This is a genomic window from Gordonia sp. Z-3 (genome assembly GCF_036233855.1).
Lineage (GTDB): Bacteria > Actinomycetota > Actinomycetes > Mycobacteriales > Mycobacteriaceae > Gordonia > Gordonia tangerina.
The window spans coordinates 1-16,420 of the sequence record NZ_JAZARS010000026.1 but is presented as its reverse complement, the minus strand read 5'-3'; the positions used below and the strand labels follow the sequence as shown (position 1 = coordinate 16,420).

Here is a 16,420-nt window from a genome sequence, read left to right as displayed (position 1 = left end):
TACATCCCGTCGAACACTGCTGCCGGGGACGTTCTGCGTCATCGTCCCGTGCGAAACTGAAGACCGCACCCTGGGAGGCACGGACTTGCTGGACGGCTCGACTGAGGACTCGGCGGATAACTCGGCGGAGGACTCAACGGACGAAATCGCCATCGCCACCGACGTGGCCCCGACACGGCCTCCGCACACGGTTCTTCGCTGGGTCGCGGTCGGTGTCCTCGCCATCGCGGCCGGCATCGCGACGTATGTACTCGCCGTACGGACGGTGACCGGCCAGACCATCGAGAACGCCGCCCTGCGCGGCGCGGATCAGGCCGGGCGGGCCATGACGGTGCAGGCCGACTCGGTACTGGGCACCATCACCATCACCTCGATGGTGATCGCCATGCTCGCGCTGCTGGTGTTCGCCGTGATCCGCCGCCGGTCCTGGGTCGGTCTGGCCGCACTGGTCATCATCGTCGCCGGGCAGGTCGTGACGCAGATCCTCAAGAGCTATGTCCTGTCACGGCCCGAACTCATCGACGCCTACCCGCAATACCTGCAGAACAGCCTGCCCAGTGGGCACACCACCGCGGCGATGACCATCCTCTTCGGCGTGCTGCTGGTGACGCCGTTCCGGCTACGGGCACTCGTGGCGTTGGTGGTGATGCCGTGGGCGATCGGCGTCGGCGCCTACACGATCACCGCGAAATGGCATCGCTTCTCCGACACCCTCGCCGCCGACGCAGTGGCCCTCGCGATCGCCTGCCTCGTATGTGTGATCGGTGTGCGGCTGGGATATCTGCGGATCACCCCCGCCAACTCACCTGGGCGTCCGATCGGCCAGCGCGCGGTCGTTGTCTTCTGGTCGGTGCTGTTCGTGGTGGCCACGGCCGCCGGCGCCGGGCTCTGGGTGGTCACCTGGCTCGCCGGATCGATCGATGCCGCGGCTGAGTACCGGTATTTCCTCGGCGCGCTCGTCGGTTCCGCGGCCGGATCGATCGCAACCGCACTGATCTTCTGGTGGACGCTGCAGCGGGTGACGATCGGCGACGGACCCGTGGCCCGCGACGACGCCGGCAGCTGATCAGCGCCGGAGCCCGCCGAGAACGTCCGAATGCCCGTGCCGGCGGCACCAACTCACGATGTAGCGGGCGTGTAGTCCGCACCAGCGATACACCGCCGCCTGCGACAGCGGCAGGCGCTCGTCGTGTTCGCCACGCTGGGTGATGATCGGGCCGAGATAGTGACTGGTCAGCTTGTTGGCCGTGTTGGGCGACACCTTGGCCGCGGCCGCGAGGCTCGCCGTGTCGGTGGCGCTGCCGGAAGCGATGGCGCCCGCGAGTCTGCCGGCGGTGTGCCCACGGCGCCCGACGAACAACTCGTACAGCGGCGGCATGCGACGGCCCATCGGCTGTGCCGTGGGCAACCGCTGCCCGAGGGCGACGGTGCGGATCGCGTTCATCAACGGCATCAGCCCGTCGGACTTGGCGATCACCCCTGACACCTCCGGACGCAGCCGCGCCTCTTCGAGGTGATCGCGTTCCATACTGTGCCCCTGGGTGGCCAGCAGCACCGGCGCCAGGCGATCGGCGTGACGTAGTGCGTCGATGGCGTCGAGCCCGTCGAACATCCATTCCATCGTCGGCCGATTCCAGATGAGGTCGGCGGCCACCACGTCGAACCGGACTCGCCTGGCGACGCCGTGCACGAACTCGTCCTGGTCGGCCGCCACCGTCACCACCACGTCATCGAACGACGATTCCAGCGGCTTGGCGACGACATGCCCCAGCGGCGACGCGATGAGAATGCGCATTTGACTACCCACGTGCGCAATTTAGCCTTCGATCAGCAAGTCATGCGCGATCTGGCATCAAGAGCAACCGTTTGGGTGACAAGAGCACCCGAACTCCGCGGAACTGGTCACAACAACAGCTGATTCTGTCGGTGTGGTCGGTGACAGTGGATTCATCTGATCCACCTCCACCGCAGGGGAACACATGACCGCACAGATGGACCGCGACCTACGCGTGCCGCTCTACCCGTTGCCCAGTCCGGCCACCGTCGCGATCGTCGCCGAGCGTGACCTCACCGATGCGGCGCTCGCCGCGCTCGTGGAAGGTCTCGGCTACCACGCGGTCATCATCGACGTGGACGTCGCCGCCGATCTGCTGCCGCCGACGATCGCCATTGTCCGGTCCGCCGACAAGCTGGCCCGATTCCGCGCGCGACGCGGAATGCGCAACTGCCTGATCGCCGCGATCGGCACCGACATCCGAGATGCGCCCGGGATCACCATCGCCAACACGCCGTTGGCGGCCCGTCAGCTCGAAAACCTCCTCGAGCAGACCGCGCGCCGCACACCGAGCCTGCGCAGTCGCGTCAACGTCACCGACCGCGAGCTGGAGATCCTCACCACCTACGCCCTGGGTGCGACGTTGCGCGAGACGTCGCATACCCACTATGTCGCCGAGAGCACGGTACGCGCGCACTATCGCCGCGTGTCGCAGCGCTACACCGAGGCCGGCCGTCCGGTCGGCAACAAGGCGCAGCTCCTGCTGCAGTTCATGGCTGACGGCTGGGTCCAACCTGCCCAACTCGCCGTCTGAAACGCGCGCCGGGCGGTTCTGGTCGCGCCGGACGGTTCTGGCCGCAGCTGCAGGTTCTGGCCGCAGTTTCGCCTCCAAGCCGGAACCCGCGGGTGCGGCCGGAACAGCCACTAGCCTGACGACATGCGCACACATCGATGGGTGGCGAATGGCTTCGGTGGGCTCGACGACTTCGAGTTCATCGCCGACGAACTTGCGCCACCGAGCGTCGGTGAGGTCACCATCGAGGTGCGGGCGGCCGGGGTGAACCCGGCCGACCTGAAGCACGCGCAGCGGGTCGTAGATCCGGCGGATCTACCGCTGCCGATCGGTTACGAGGTCGCCGGCACCATCGCCGCGATCGGCCCGGACACCGAGATCGCCTCCGGCGGTGGCGCCGTCGGCGACGAAGTGCTCGCCTTCCGGGTGCGCGGTGGCTACGCGACGGCACTGACCGTGCCCGCGTCGACGGTGTTCGCGAAACCGGAGACCCTCGACTTCCCGGAGGCCGCCAACCTGTTGCTCGCCGGGTGCACCGCCGCAGACATGCTTCGCGCGGCACGCATCGAGCGCGACGACACCGTCTTGCTGCACGCGGCGTCGGGCGCCGTCGGCGTCACCGTCCTCCAATTCGCCCGACTCCACGGAGTCACGGTGATCGGCACTGTCTCCCCAGCGAGCGCCGAGCGCGTACGGGCGTTCGGCGGGATACCGGTCCGCTACGGCCCCGGGTTGGCCGATCGGATACGCGCCATCACCCCACAGCCCGTGGTCGCCGCCCTCGACGCGGCGGGTACCGACGAGGCCGTCGATTCCTCACTGGAGCTCGTCGACGACCGATCGCGAGTGATCACCATCGCGGCACCACAACGCGCCCGGGCCGACGGATTCATCGCCCTGGGTGGGACGCAGCCGGAGAGCCTCGCGTTCCGGAACACGGTGCGGCCCGAGCTGATCCGCCTCGCGGCCCGCGGCGAACTGGTGGTGCCGATGGCACGAACCTATCCACTCGCCGACGCCCCGACCGCGCTCGAAGTGGTCGCAGGTGGCCATCCCGGCGGCAAGATCGCTTTGCTTCCCTGACCAAGCATGGCGGGTCAGCTGATCTCGCCACTGTCCTGCAGGACGGTCTCCTCGGCCCGATGGTCGTCGGGATGCTCTTCGGCCGCCAGCCGCGGGATCAGTCCACCCGCAAGGACATCGGACACCTGGCGACGCGAGAGACGATGCCGGACGGTGAACGTCTGATCCTTGGTGGAGTTTCGTACGGTGAGCGTGTCGGCGGAATCGATCGCTTCGCGCAGGCCGCCCAGACGCAGCACATCGTCCCGGTCGATGTCGTCGTAGTCAGCCGGGTTGTCGAACTCCAAGGCCAAGACCCCGAAGTTCGCCAGGTTCTGCCAGTGGATGCGTGCGAACGACTTGGCGATCACCACGCGCAGACCGAGATGTCGCGGCGCGATGGCCGCATGTTCCCGCGAGGATCCCTGACCGTAGTTCTCCCCACCGATGATGACGTGACCGCCATCGGCCTGACGGGCACGCTCGGGATAGGTCTCATCGACCTGGGTGAAGCTGAACTCGGCGAGCTTGGGGATGTTGGACCGCAACGGCAATGCACGCGCGCCAGCCGGGGAGATCTCGTCGGTGGAGATGTTGTCACCCACCTTGAGCAGTACCGGTGCCTCGACGTCGTCGGGCAGGGGGTCCAGTTCGGGCAGGCTGGAGATGTTGGGGCCCTTGACCGGTTGGATCTTCTCCGCTTCGTCGGGCGGCGGGGGCGCCACCAGCATTGCCGTGTTGATCGAATGCTGCTTCGGCAGATCGAGCTTCGGATAGGCCATCTTCACGTCGGCCGCCCAGTCCCGTGGGTCGGTGATCGCCCCGGTCAGCGCGGAGGCCGCCGCCGTCTCGGGGGAACACAGCCACACCGCGTCCTCCTTGGTACCTGAACGCCCCGGGAAGTTGCGTGGCATGGTGCGCAACGAGCTCCGTCCCGTCGCGGGGGCCTGCCCCATCCCGATACAGCCCATACAGCCGGCCTGATGGATGCGGGCACCACCGATGACGAGTTCGGCGGTGGCGCCCATCTGTGTGAGGTCGGTGAGGATCTCCCGCGACGTGGGGTTGACGTCGAAACTGACCTCGGGCGCAGTCTGCCGCCCGGCCACCATCGCGGCGGCGATCGCAAAGTCCCGCAGCCCGGGGTTGGCGCTGGACCCGATGACGACCTGAGAGATCTCCTCGCCGGCCACCTCGCGGACCTGCACCACGTTGCCCGGCGACGACGGCTTGGCGATCAGCGGTTCGATGTCGCCGAGGTCGATGGTCTCCTCGATGTCGTAGGTCGAGCCCGGATCGGCGACGAGTTCGGACCAGTCGTCTTCGCGGCCCTCGGCCGCCAGGAACTCCCGCACTGCGGCGTCACTCGGGAACACCGTTGTGGTGGCGCCTAATTCGGCGCCCATGTTCGCGATGACGTGCCGATCCATCGCGGTGAGCCCGTCGAGGCCCGGTCCGTGGTACTCGATGATCCGGTTCACGCCACCTTTGACGTCGTGGCGTCGCAGCATCTCCAGGATGACGTCCTTGGCCGAACACCACTCGGGTAGTTCACCTTCCAGGCGGATACCCCAGATCTCCGGCATCCGGATGTTAAGCGGGCGACCGGCGATCGCGAGGGCAACCTCCAACCCACCGACGCCGATCGCGAGCATCCCCAGCGATCCGGCAGCGGGGGTATGCGAGTCGGAGCCGACCATGGTCTTCCCGGGTATCCCGAAGCGCTGCATGTGGGTGGGGTGGGAGACACCGTTGCCGGGTTTGGAGAACCAGAGCCCGAAGCGGGCGCATGCCGTCCGCAGATACTCGTGGTCTTCGGCGTTCTTCTCGTCGGTCTGCAACAGGTTGTGATCGACATACTGGACGCTTGCCTCGGTCCGGGCCCGGTCCAGCCCGAGCGCCTCGAGTTCCTGCATCACCAGCGTGCCGGTGGCGTCCTGGGTCAGCGTCTGGTCGATGCGCAGCGCGATCTCCTCGCCGGGAGTCATCTCGCCGGCTTCCAGATGTGCTGCGATGAGCTTACGGGCGACGTTCTCGGGCATGATGTGCTCCTCCGACACGACTGGGCGGTCTTGTTCGGCCGTCTCATTGGGGTATGACTCCACAGCAGGCTTACCCAGAACACGCCGATTCGACACTCCGGAAGTGGTGCCTTTTGGCCCACGACACCGCCCTGGTCGTCGGCGCACGCTGAAGATATGAACACCGCATGGATGTTCGCCGCTGGTGCGCTGGCTGCCGCCGCGGTGGGCTATCAACGTGTGCTGAGGCAGCCGATCCTGAACTGGGGCGCCACCGACGACGAGGTCAACGCCGCGTTGCCCGGCGATGAGCTACTGCCCGACCCCGACGGGGTGTCGACCAGGGCCATCACCATCCTGGCCCGTCCCGAGTACGTGTACCCGTGGCTGGCGCAGATGGGCCCGGACCCCCGAGGTGGCGCCTACACCTACGACTGGATCGAGAACCTTCTCGGCCTGCACATGCACAGCGCCGACAACGTGCTCGACGACTTCCAGCACCCGCAGATCGGCGACGAGATCGGACTGGGCCCCAACACGATGCGCATCGAGATCGCCGAGCCAGATCACGCGTTCGCGACGCGCTCGGCCGACGGCAACTGGGTGTGGGCGTTCACCCTGGCCGATCGGCACGACGGCACCACCCGGCTGATCAGCCGCAACCGCTTCCGGCTGCCTCGGCTGGTCGACCGTCTCGGCATGCTGCCGATGGAACCGGGTTCGTTGATCATGGAACGCAAGATGCTGCACGGGATCAGGGATCGGGCGGAGAGGTTGGCGGGCACCGGGGTGCACGTCACCTGACGGAGGTCTCGACGTGGCGGTCCAGCGGAACAATCAACACCCGGCCACCGCTGGTCGAGTAGCAGCGAACGGAGTGAGTCGCGTATCGAGACGCCTTGTGCCGTAGGTGGTCTCGATGTGGCGGCCAGCGGAACAATCAACACCCGGCCACCGCTGGTCGAGTAGCAGCGAACGAAGTGAGTCGCGTATCGAGACCCCGCATGCCGTAGGTGGTCTCGATACAGTGCTCGCCTAGCGGCTCGCACCTACTCGACCAGCGGAAAGGGCTCACTCGGGCAGCCGACCTACTCGGGCAGCGGAAAGGGCTCACTCGGGCAGCCGACCTACTCGGGCAGCGGGAAGATCAGTCCTCAACCCGGTTGCCTTTCTCGTCCCAGTGCGCGGCGACCTTCTTGCTCGGCTGCACCCGCGGCGGTTCCCCCGGCATCTTCGGATAGCTTGGCGGATAAGGCATGTCGCCGAGACCGTTGGCGTCGTCGCGCTGCACCATCTCCAGCAGCGGCTCGATGCCCCGGCGGTGCGCGGCGATGTCGGACATCGGGTCTCCACGGCGCGCAACCAGATCCGGGACGGTGGCGATAGTGCAGTCGTCCGGGTTCACATCGGCGAGTTCGTCCCAGGTCACTGGCGTGGACACCCGGGCGTTGTGGCTGCGCCGCGCCGAATAGGGTGAGGCCATCGTGCGATCGCGGGCATTCTGGTTGAAGTCGATGAAGATGCGTTCCCCGCGTTCCTCTTTCCACCACGACGTGGTCACCGCGTCGGGGTCGCGCCGCTCGAGCTCGCGGGCCAGCGCGATCACTGCGCGCCGGGTGGCGATGAAATCCCACTTGGGTTCGATGGGAACGAACACGTGGATACCGCGGCCGCCAGAGGTCTTCGGAAATCCCGTGTAGCCCATATCTTCCAGGAGCGGTTTCAGACCTTCGATCGCGACGCGGCGCACGTCGTCGAAGTCGGTGCCCGGCTGTGGGTCGAGGTCGATCCGGAGCTGGTCGGGATGATCGTTGTCCGGGTCGACGGTCGGCCAGGTGTGGAAGGTGACCGTGCCGAGATTGGCGCCCCACACGATGTCGGCCGGGATGGTCGGCTTGATTGCGTCACCGGTTCGGCCGGAGGGGAACACGATTCGGGTCGACTGGACGTGTTCGGGCCTCTTCTTGGCGATGTGCTTCTGGTAGATCTCGTCGCCGTCGACACCGTCGGGAAATCGCTGCAGGAAGGTCGGACGGTCGTGCACGGCAGTCATGATGGCACCTTGCAGAGCGATGTCGCGATAGTAGCCCACCAGATCCCTTTTGCGGCCGCCGTTCTCGCCGAGTTCAGGGAAATAGATCTTGTCCGGGTTGCTCATCCGGACGGCCACACCGTCGACGTCGAGTTCCTCGGCAGGAGAACGAGAAGGCATGTCTAGGACGTTCCTTCCAGCACGTCGTGCAGGTCGTAGGTCAGCGGCACGTCGAGCTGGTCGTAGGTGCAGCTCTCCGGATCTCTATCCGGCCGCCAGCGCAGGAATTTCACGGTGTGCCGGAACCGATGATTCTCCATCTGGTCGTAGGCCACCTCGACCACCAGCTCGGGCCGGATGGGAATCCACTCGCCTGATTTCTCCGAACGCCAGCGGGTCGGTTCACCGGCCGACGGCTTGTCGGGGTCCAGACGCATCGGTTCGAACATCTGTTGTAGCTCGATGCGTTTGGCATCGGAGAAGGCGCCGGCCCCACCGACCATCCGCAGCTCGCCGCCGGCGTAGAGCCCCAACAACATGGACCCCAGACCGGTACCGCTCTTGTGCACGCGGTAGCCGAACACGACACAGTCGGCGGTGCGCTTGTGCTTGACCTTCACCATCTCGCGCTTGTTCTCGACGTAGGCGCCGGCGAGTCGTTTGGCGACGACACCGTCGAGTCCGGCGCCCTCGAATGCGGTGAACCAGTTGGTCGCGACGGCAGGATCGCCGGTCACCCGGCTGACGTGGAGTCGACGGTCGGCGCCACCAGATGGGGCGATGGCCCGCAACAATGCTTCGCGCCGCACTCCGAAGGGCTCACCCATCACGTCCGCCGGCCCCAACGCCAACGCATCGAAGCCGATGAAGATCGCGGGCGTTTTCTCGGCGAGCATGGTGACCCGCGACTCGGCGGGATGAATACGTTGGGCCAGGGAGTCCCAGTCCAGGCGATGGGTGTCGCCGATCAGCGCCGGGACGCCGATCTCTCCGTCCACCACGGCTTTCTCGGGCAGTTCGGCCTTGGCCGCACTGACGAGCTCGGGAAAGTAGCGCGCCAGATCCTTACCGCCACGCGATCCGATCGACACTTCGTCGCCGTCGCGAAAGATCAACGCCCGAAAGCCATCCCACTTGGGTTCATACGACCACACAGGGTCGTCGCCGGGCTGGTCGGGCACCGCGGTGACGGCCTTGGCGAGCATCGGCGCGATAGGTGGCATAACCGGGAGGTCCACGGGTCACATGGTACGGGCCGGGAAGGTGTGGGAAGACGGTGTTGGTTGCGTGGTTTCGATACGGTCTCGGCCAGCGCCTCCGACCTACTCAACCACCGACACACACCACCACCTCGGCCAGCGCCGGTTCGGAGGACGGACTCACGCCAACAACGCTCGCTGGACAACTCGCGGATTGAGTAGCCGCGAACAGAGTGAGTGGCGTATCGAAATCCGGCGTCGCCAGCCGGTCGGTAGGGTGATCGGCGATGGACCTGGGAGGAACCGCGATGCCGGCGGGGCGGTATGCGCCGTCCCCGTCGGGTGATCTGCACGTGGGTAATCTGCGCACCGCAGTGCTGGCCTGGCTGTTCGCCCGCACCACCGACCGGGCGTTCTTCATCCGGATGGAAGATCTCGACCGCACCGCGGTGGGCTCCGATCGCGGGCAACTGGCCGACCTCGCAGCGCTGGGCCTGGATTGGGACCCGCCGGTGATCTACCAGTCGCATCGACTGGCGTCATACCGTTCGGTCATCGACGGGCTGCGCGACCAGGGCCGCACCTTCGAGTGCTTCTGCACGCGGCGCGAGATCCTGGAGGCACCGTCGGCGCCGCATGCCCCACAAGGCGCCTACCCGGGCACCTGCCGCGACCTCACCGAGGCCGAACGCGCCGATCGGCGCCGTTCACGTCCGCCGGCCATCCGAATCCGCGCCGACGTCGACCATTTCACCGTCGACGACATCCTGCACGGGCCCTACACGGCGATGGTCGACGACTTCGTGATCCAACGTAACGACGGCACCCCCGCCTACAATCTCGCGGTGGTGGTCGACGACGCTGCGCAGGGCGTCGACCAGGTGGTACGCGGTGGCGACCTGCTGTCGTCGGCACCGCGTCAGGCTTACCTGGCCGCGCTGCTGGGGCATCGGCAACCCACCTACGCCCACGTTCCGATGGTGCTCAACGACAACCGCATTCGCCTCAGCAAACGCGACGGCGCGGTGACCCTGACCGATCTGGCCGAAAACGGCGTGTCCGCCGCGCAGGTGCTCTCACACATCGCGCAGTCACTGTGGCTCGCCGAGGACGGCGAGTCGGTGGACCTGGCCGCGCTGGCCGAGCGTTTCCAGCCCGACGCCCTGCCGAAAGAGCCGTGGATCCTGACCGACGCCGAGTGGCGCTGACCCCGCCGACTCCCCACCGGTCAGGCGGTCGCGAGCAGCCGATCCAGCACGTCGTGCAACGTGAGCACACCGGCCACGTCGTCGTCGGCCACCACGATGGCCAGATGCTGCCGCGTTTCACGCATCGTGGCCAGTGCCCGGTGCACGGGCTCGGTCGCCGCGAACGTCTGGACCGGACGCATCAGATCCGCTGCGGTGGCCTCGGGGGCTGCCGACAGGCAGTCCCGGACGTGGACGACGCCCACATACCGGTCGGCGCCGGTGGCGTCGCCCTGCACGAGTAGTCGTCGATGTCCCGTCGACCTCGACGTCGCGCGGATCGCCGCGGGCGATGCGGTCGACTCCACTGAGCTCACCACGGCGCCGGCCAGCACGTCGGCGACGGTGAGCCGCTGCAGTTCCAGCGCCCCGGACAGGTGCGCGTGATAGCGCTCGTCGAGGGTGCCGACGGTGGCGGAGTGTTCGACGAGATGACGCAGGGCATCAGCGTCCTGCCCGGCGGCGACCTCGTCGACGGCCTCCACACCCACCCGGTGCAGACACCAGTTGGCCAGCACATTCAGCCGCACGATGAGCGGTCGGGTGACCCACATGAAAGCCCGCATCGGCAGAGCCAGCAACGTCGCCGACCGTTCCGGATGCGCGATCGCCCACGACTTCGGCGCCATCTCACCGACGACGAGGTGCAGGAACGTGACCGCGATCAACGCGAGGACGAACCCGGCGACGTCGGCGGACCACGTCGGCATACCCCATGTCTCGAACAGCGGCGTGAGCCAATGGTGCACGGCCGGCTTGGTCACGGCGCCGAGCGCTAGCGTGCACACGGTGATACCCAGTTGCGAACCCGCCAGCAGCACCGACAGTTCCGAGGCGCTGCGCAGCGCGGCGCGGGCCGAGCGGCTGTCGGCGGCCGCGTCTTCCAACCGGTGCCGGCGGGCGGCGATGAGCGCGAACTCGACGGCGACGAAGAAGGCGCTCGCCGCGATCAACGCGATGGTGACCAGTAGAACAACCCACGGATTGCTCATCGTGCACCCTCCTCGGCGGTGGCGTCGTCGGGAATGGTGAGCAGCACCGACGACGGCACATGCCGTCCCACCGACAGCACGGTCATCGTGGCGGTGGCGGGCCGCAGATCGTCCTCGTCGAGCAACACCGGGTCACCGACCAGGTCCACCTCGACCACGTCGCCGATGGCGGGCAGGCCGCCGAACTCGGCGATGACCAGTCCGGCGACGGTTTCATGGTCACCTTCGGGCAGGTCACGGCCGATCACGCGGGACACCTCGTCGAGGTGCGCGTCGCCGCGAACCCGCCAGCCCTCGTCGACACGTGCGATCGGTCGCGCTACATCGGAGTCGTGTTCGTCGTCGATCTCGCCGACCAATTCCTCGGCGATGTCCTCGACGGTCACCACACCGGCGAATCCGCCGTACTCGTCGATGACCACCGCCAACTCGTCGTGAGCGGCGTCGATTTGGGCTAGCACCTCGGGCAGCGGCAGCGATACCGGCACGATCACTGCGGGCCGAGCGAGATCGGCCGCGGTGGAGTCCCCCGCGTCGGCCTCGGGGGTCGCGTCACCATCCGACCAGACGAGCAGGTCGTGGAGGTGGACGACCCCGGTCACGTCGGCACGATCGTCGACGACGGGGTAACGCGTGTGCCCGGCGCTCATCGCGGCGAGCACCTCGGCGGCCGGATCGGTCGCGCGCACCACATCCACGCGCGTCCGCGGGATCATCGCGTGCTCAGCGGTTCGGGTGGGAAAGTCGAGCACTCGATCGAGCAGCGCCGACAGTTCCGCGGGCAGCTCGCCCGCGTCGCGGGATTCGGCGACGATGTGTTCGAGGTCGCGCGGGGTGGCCGAATGCTCGACGTCGTGCACCGGTTCGATCCGCAGTGCCCGCAGCAGCAGGTTCGACGCGGTGTCGAATAGGCTGATCAGCCAGCCGAAAACGGCCAGGTAGATGGTGGTGGACCGAGCCAACCACCGCGCGACGGGCTCGGGCCGCGCGATCGCGAGGTTCTTCGGGAACAGCTCACCGAACACCATCTGCACCACGGTGGAGAAGCCGATCGCGATGACCGTGCCGAGGGTGACCCCGACCGCAACCGGGACCCCGACGTCGCCGAGTAGTTCCCCGACGCCGCTGCCGATGAGCGGTTCGGCCACGTAGCCGACGAGCAGTCCGGTGACGGTGATGCCGAGTTGGGCTCCGGAGAGCATGAACGAGGTGCGCCGGGTGACGGTCAATGCACGGGCCGCGGCTGCGTCGCCGGCCTCGGCGCGAGCCTGCAACCGCGACCGGTCGACGGCCATGAAGCCGAACTCCTGCGCGACGAAGTAGCCGGTCAGGGCGGTGATGAGGACGACGACCAGGATTCCGACGATGATTCCGAGGACGGTCAACATGTGGCCACCGCCGTCGGTTCAGGCTTCGGCGAGCCGGGTCTTCGAGGTTTCTTGCGTTTCGGACGGGGGCGCTTGGCGCGTCTCATCGGGTCTTTCTCACTGGCGGTCGGGGCGGGGAGGGTGCGGTGTACGCACTGTCCTCACAAGTGCGCAACGAATGTTACGGCAGTCGGGTTCCCGCTAGTCCGGTGTGGCTTCGGTCACCTGTCGCGCGACCTCGACGAGCGGTGTGTTCGTATCCTGCGACAGACGCCGCAGCAACTCGAAGGCAGCCACCGCGTCGATGGTGAAGCGCTCCATCAACATCCCCTTGGCCTGACCGATCAGATCACGGCTGGCCAACGCGCTGCGGAAGTCGCCCTGCTGACGGGCCCGATACAGCGCCAGCGACGCATGGGTGGCGTAGACCAGACCCACCTCGACGGAGTCGTCGTCGAAAGCGTTGACCCGGTCGGAGAACAGGTTCAGTGCACCGATGGTGGCGTGATGGGTGAACAGCTGGAACGACAGGCTGGATCGGGCCGGCGTCTCGGCCACGGTGCGCGCCGACAACTCGGGCCAACGCGGATCGGCGGCGATGTCGTCGACCCGGACCATGTGGTGCTGCCATGCGGCTTCCACACAGGGGCCCTGTCCGGTCTCTTTCTGCAGAAGATCGAGGTGGACCATGATCTCGTCGGTCGGGGCGATGGTCTCGTACTCGCGGGCCTTCGGGTCGACGAGCAGGACGCCTGCGTGATCGGTGCCCGCCACGTGCTCGACAGCACCGGCGGTGATGGCCTCGATCACCTCGTCACTTGCCGCGCGGTCGGTCTCGGGGATTGCGTGCATCGTGCGTGATAGGTCGGCGATCGCCTGATGGACACTCATCTGTCATCTCCTCCGGTCCCACGACGCCCCGGGCCCCCGGGCGACACGATCGTCGACGGCGGCCCGGTGTCCACCGTAGTAGGCCGCAGGCGGCGGCGGGCGCCCGCCATCAGAGCGGTCCCCGGGGCTACAGATTCCGAACCCCGGGGACCTGGCCCTCGGCGAACTCCGCGGCGCCCGCCCGGGCTTGGTTGGCGGCTACCCGCAGCTGCGAACGGTCAAACGCGCGGCTGCAGTCAGCTGCCGGTTCCCGCGTAGTAGCGCGCCAGGAACTCGTCTCGGTACTCCGGGTAGGTGCCGTCCTCGATGGCCTGGCGCGCGCGGTCGACCATCGTCACGATGAACGAGACGTTGTGCAGCGTGGCCAGCGTCGCGGCCAGCCCCTCCTTCGCCTTGAACAGGTGATGCAGATAGGCCCGGCTGTACTGGCTGGTGTAGTTGTCGATCTCGGGATCGAGGGATCGGAAATCCCTGCGGTACTTGGCATTGGTGATGTTGTAGCGCCCGTCGAGGGAGTAGATGGCGCCGTTGCGCGCCACCCGGGTGGGTGAGACACAGTCGAAGGTGTCGGCACCGTTCTCGATGGCGGTGAAGATGTCGTCGGGTTCGCTGATGCCGAGCAGGTGCTTCGCGGTGTCCTCCGGCAGTTCCTGGTTGACCCAGCCGACGATGGTGCCCAGATTGTCCTTCTCCAGCGCCCCGCCGATGCCGTAGCCGCCGAAGCCGCGTCCACCGTCGGCCTGATCCATCGCACTCATGGTGACCAGGTCGCGGGCGGCCTTGCGGCGCAGGTCCTCGTACTGCGCACCCTGAATGACCCCCCACAGCGACTGCGCCGGACGGTGGGTGCGTTCCCGGGACAGCCGGTTGTGTTCGGCCAGGCATCGGATCGCCCACAGCCGGGTACGCTCCAACGAGTTCTCCTGGTAAACGCGCGTATTCATCAGAGTGGTCAGTTCGTCGAAGGCGAAGATGATGTCGGCGCCCAGCTGATGCTGGATCTGCATCGAGACCTCCGGGGTGAACCGGTGCGCGGACCCGTCCAGGTGCGATTTGAAGGTGACGCCGTCGTCGTCGACCAGCGACAGACGTTCGCGACCCTCGGCGGTGATCTCGTCGTTCTGCTCCCCGGTGACATCCATCGAGATGACCTTCTTGAATCCGGCGCCCAGCGACATCACCTGGAATCCACCGCTGTCGGTGTAGGTGGGGCCGGGCCAGTTCATGAATGCACCGAGCCCGCCGGCCTCGTCGATGATGTCCGGCCCGGGCTGTAGATAAAGGTGATAGGCGTTGGCGAGCACCGCCTGCGCGCCGAGTTCGCCCACCGCCTCGGGCAGCACCGTCTTGACGGTGGCCTTGGTGCCGACCGGCACGAAGGCCGGCGTGCGGATGCGGCCGTGCGGGGTGTCGATGACGCCGGTGCGGCCCATCGTCCCGGGCAGAGAGGTCCCGACGGAGAACGAGTGGTCGGGGGACAGAGACATGGAGCTCACCGGCGAATTCTCGCAGTTGGACACCACCACACAAAACCCGACGTTCGACGGGGGACACGTGTTGGGTCCGGTTGCGCCGACGCGTGGGCCGTCGCTCGGTCGGATACGCGGCATGCGATTCGTTACGGTGAATCCATGTCGCGAATCGTCACACGGTTGTCTCTCGGTTTCTGCGCTCTGGCCCTCTGTGCGTTCGCCACCGCTTGCGGAACCGAGGAGCAGGCGGTCCAGACGACCACCGCCACCCTCAGCGAGAACCCGTCGGCGCCGGTGGTGGCCGGTCCGAGTCCGCGGCCTACCAGCGACACCACGCAGGCGCAGCCGACCGACGATCGCGAATGCGGCACCACGTCCGGCCCCGATGGCGCACTGCGCGTACTGATCACCGACGGGACCGTCTCCTGTGAGGAGGCCATGGCCCTGGCGGCGCAGTACGGACCGATGATCGCGACGGGACGCGACCAGATGGTCGACGGGTGGGAATGCGGCCCGTCGGACGACGCCGGAGTCCTCGCGAAGTGTGAACGCGACAACGACGCCACCACCGATGACGACGACGAGATCGACTTCGCGCCCTGATCCAACGGGGCCGGCCGCCCTGGATTGTGGCGCTCATGACCTGACGCCCTTGACCCTGACGCAACGTGAGGCGCAACAGTGTCCGGTGTGAACGATGCGGAACACGAGTACACGGTCGGCGCGGTGGCACGGCTCGTCGGGATCAGCGTGCGCACCTTGCATCACTACGACCACATCGGTCTGGTGGTGCCGTCGGGACGCACCGGTGCCGGATATCGGGTCTACGACGATGCCGATGTCGAACGACTGCACCGGGTACTGACCTACCGTCAGCTCGGGTTCTCGCTGGAGCAGATCGCGACCCTGCTCGACGATCCGTCGGTCGATGCGCTGGCGCATCTGCGTGATCAGCACGAATTGCTGACCGACCGGATCGATCGGTTACGTCGGATGGTCGCCGCTGTGGAGGACATGATGAATGCGAAGCGCGACGGCATCCAATTGACGGCTGCCGAACAAGCCGAGATCTTCGGCGACGACTGGCCGGGCGAGGACTACGCCGCCGAAGCAGAAGAACGCTGGGGTGACTCCGACGCGTGGCGGCAGAGCCAGGAGCGCACCGCCGGGTTCTCGAAAGGCGACTGGCAGGCGGTGAAGGCGCAGACCGACGCCCTCGAGGAGCGGTTGGCCGAGGCGATGCGTGCCGGCGTGATGCCGGGGACACCGGAGGCCAACGCACTCGCCGAGGCCCACCGGGCGTCGATCAACCGGTTCTACGACTGCGGACATGAGATGCAGGTGAACCTGGCGCAGATGTACCTCGCCGACCCCCGGTTCACGGCACACTACGACGAGCGCGCCGAGGGTTTGGCGCAGTACGTGCACGATGTCATCGTCGCCAACGCCGACGGGCAGTGATCTCGATACGCGTGCTCGCCTGGCGGCTCGCAGGCTACTAATGGGAGCTACTGGGTCTGGTCGTGAGTTTGGGTCAGACTTGGTGTTGGTGGCTGCTGCTGGGTGAGCA

General features: G+C 67.1%; 15 protein-coding genes. 7 read left to right on the top strand and 8 right to left on the bottom strand.

The window, feature by feature from the left end; genetic code table 11:
- The first annotated feature begins 85 nt into the window (after nt 1-85).
- Nucleotides 86-1,066 carry a phosphatase PAP2 family protein gene (locus VX037_RS22205; protein ID WP_235723402.1) on the top strand — a complete coding sequence of 327 codons (981 nt, stop codon included), beginning with the start codon at nt 86-88 and terminating at the stop codon, nt 1,064-1,066.
- Here the strand turns inward: VX037_RS22205 and VX037_RS22200 are convergent, their stop codons facing one another.
- Nucleotides 1,067-1,795, bottom strand: coding sequence for a response regulator (locus tag VX037_RS22200; protein WP_287016366.1), 729 nt, complete (start codon nt 1,793-1,795; stop codon nt 1,067-1,069).
- 184 nt (nt 1,796-1,979) lie between these two features.
- On the opposite strand from VX037_RS22200, the gene VX037_RS22195 reads away from it, so the two are divergent.
- Both VX037_RS22195 and VX037_RS22190 read left to right on the top strand, forming a co-directional pair.
- On the top strand, nt 1,980-2,588 hold the full coding sequence (locus tag VX037_RS22195) for a helix-turn-helix transcriptional regulator (RefSeq protein ID WP_266063696.1): 609 nt from the start codon (nt 1,980-1,982) through the stop codon (nt 2,586-2,588).
- Nucleotides 2,589-2,711: 123 nt separating this feature from the next.
- Nucleotides 2,712-3,650, top strand: coding sequence for an NADP-dependent oxidoreductase (locus tag VX037_RS22190; RefSeq protein WP_287016361.1), 939 nt, complete (start codon nt 2,712-2,714; stop codon nt 3,648-3,650).
- Between the two features lie 14 nt (nt 3,651-3,664).
- Here VX037_RS22190 and VX037_RS22185 read toward each other — a convergent pair whose 3' ends face one another.
- Entirely contained in the window at nt 3,665-5,671 is a 2,007-nt protein-coding gene (locus VX037_RS22185; protein WP_328715882.1) for an aconitate hydratase, read from the bottom strand.
- A 156-nt stretch (nt 5,672-5,827) separates the two neighbouring features.
- On the opposite strand from VX037_RS22185, the gene VX037_RS22180 reads away from it, so the two are divergent.
- Nucleotides 5,828-6,454, top strand: a complete 627-nt coding sequence (locus VX037_RS22180; RefSeq protein WP_266063699.1) for an SRPBCC family protein — start codon at nt 5,828-5,830, stop codon at nt 6,452-6,454.
- Nucleotides 6,455-6,797: 343 nt separating this feature from the next.
- Here the strand turns inward: VX037_RS22180 and VX037_RS22175 are convergent, their stop codons facing one another.
- Together VX037_RS22175 and VX037_RS22170 are read right to left on the bottom strand one after the other, a co-directional pair.
- A complete protein-coding gene (locus VX037_RS22175; RefSeq protein WP_266063700.1) occupies nt 6,798-7,862 on the bottom strand; it encodes a DNA polymerase domain-containing protein in 1,065 nt (354 codons plus the stop codon).
- Between the two features lie 2 nt (nt 7,863-7,864).
- The gene (locus tag VX037_RS22170; protein ID WP_266063701.1) at nt 7,865-8,920 is read right to left on the bottom strand and encodes an ATP-dependent DNA ligase; all 1,056 of its coding nucleotides are present in this window, start codon (nt 8,918-8,920) and stop codon (nt 7,865-7,867) included.
- Between the two features lie 248 nt (nt 8,921-9,168).
- On the opposite strand from VX037_RS22170, the gene gluQRS reads away from it, so the two are divergent.
- A complete protein-coding gene (gluQRS, locus tag VX037_RS22165; RefSeq protein WP_266063702.1) occupies nt 9,169-10,089 on the top strand; it encodes a tRNA glutamyl-Q(34) synthetase GluQRS in 921 nt (306 codons plus the stop codon).
- Between the two features lie 20 nt (nt 10,090-10,109).
- Here the strand turns inward: gluQRS and VX037_RS22160 are convergent, their stop codons facing one another.
- The 4 genes from VX037_RS22160 to tgt all read right to left on the bottom strand — a co-directional run bounded on the left by VX037_RS22160 (nt 10,110) and on the right by tgt (nt 14,865).
- Nucleotides 10,110-11,120 carry a hemolysin family protein gene (locus VX037_RS22160; protein WP_266063703.1) on the bottom strand — a complete coding sequence of 337 codons (1,011 nt, stop codon included), beginning with the start codon at nt 11,118-11,120 and terminating at the stop codon, nt 10,110-10,112.
- Nucleotides 11,117-12,508, bottom strand: coding sequence for a hemolysin family protein (locus tag VX037_RS22155; RefSeq protein WP_328715881.1), 1,392 nt, complete (start codon nt 12,506-12,508; stop codon nt 11,117-11,119). Before VX037_RS22155 ends, VX037_RS22160 begins: the two co-directional genes overlap by 4 nt.
- A gap of 180 nt (nt 12,509-12,688) precedes the next feature.
- Nucleotides 12,689-13,378, bottom strand: coding sequence for a GAF and ANTAR domain-containing protein (locus VX037_RS22150; protein WP_235723391.1), 690 nt, complete (start codon nt 13,376-13,378; stop codon nt 12,689-12,691).
- A gap of 236 nt (nt 13,379-13,614) precedes the next feature.
- A complete protein-coding gene (gene tgt / locus VX037_RS22145; RefSeq protein ID WP_328715901.1) occupies nt 13,615-14,865 on the bottom strand; it encodes a tRNA guanosine(34) transglycosylase Tgt in 1,251 nt (416 codons plus the stop codon).
- A gap of 144 nt (nt 14,866-15,009) precedes the next feature.
- Here tgt and VX037_RS22140 point away from each other — a divergent pair, with 144 nt between their 5' ends.
- Nucleotides 15,010-15,453 carry a hypothetical protein gene (locus VX037_RS22140; RefSeq protein WP_235723390.1) on the top strand — a complete coding sequence of 148 codons (444 nt, stop codon included), beginning with the start codon at nt 15,010-15,012 and terminating at the stop codon, nt 15,451-15,453.
- Nucleotides 15,454-15,531: 78 nt separating this feature from the next.
- A complete protein-coding gene (locus VX037_RS22135; protein ID WP_235723389.1) occupies nt 15,532-16,311 on the top strand; it encodes a MerR family transcriptional regulator in 780 nt (259 codons plus the stop codon).
- The last annotated feature ends 109 nt before the right edge of the window (nt 16,312-16,420 follow it).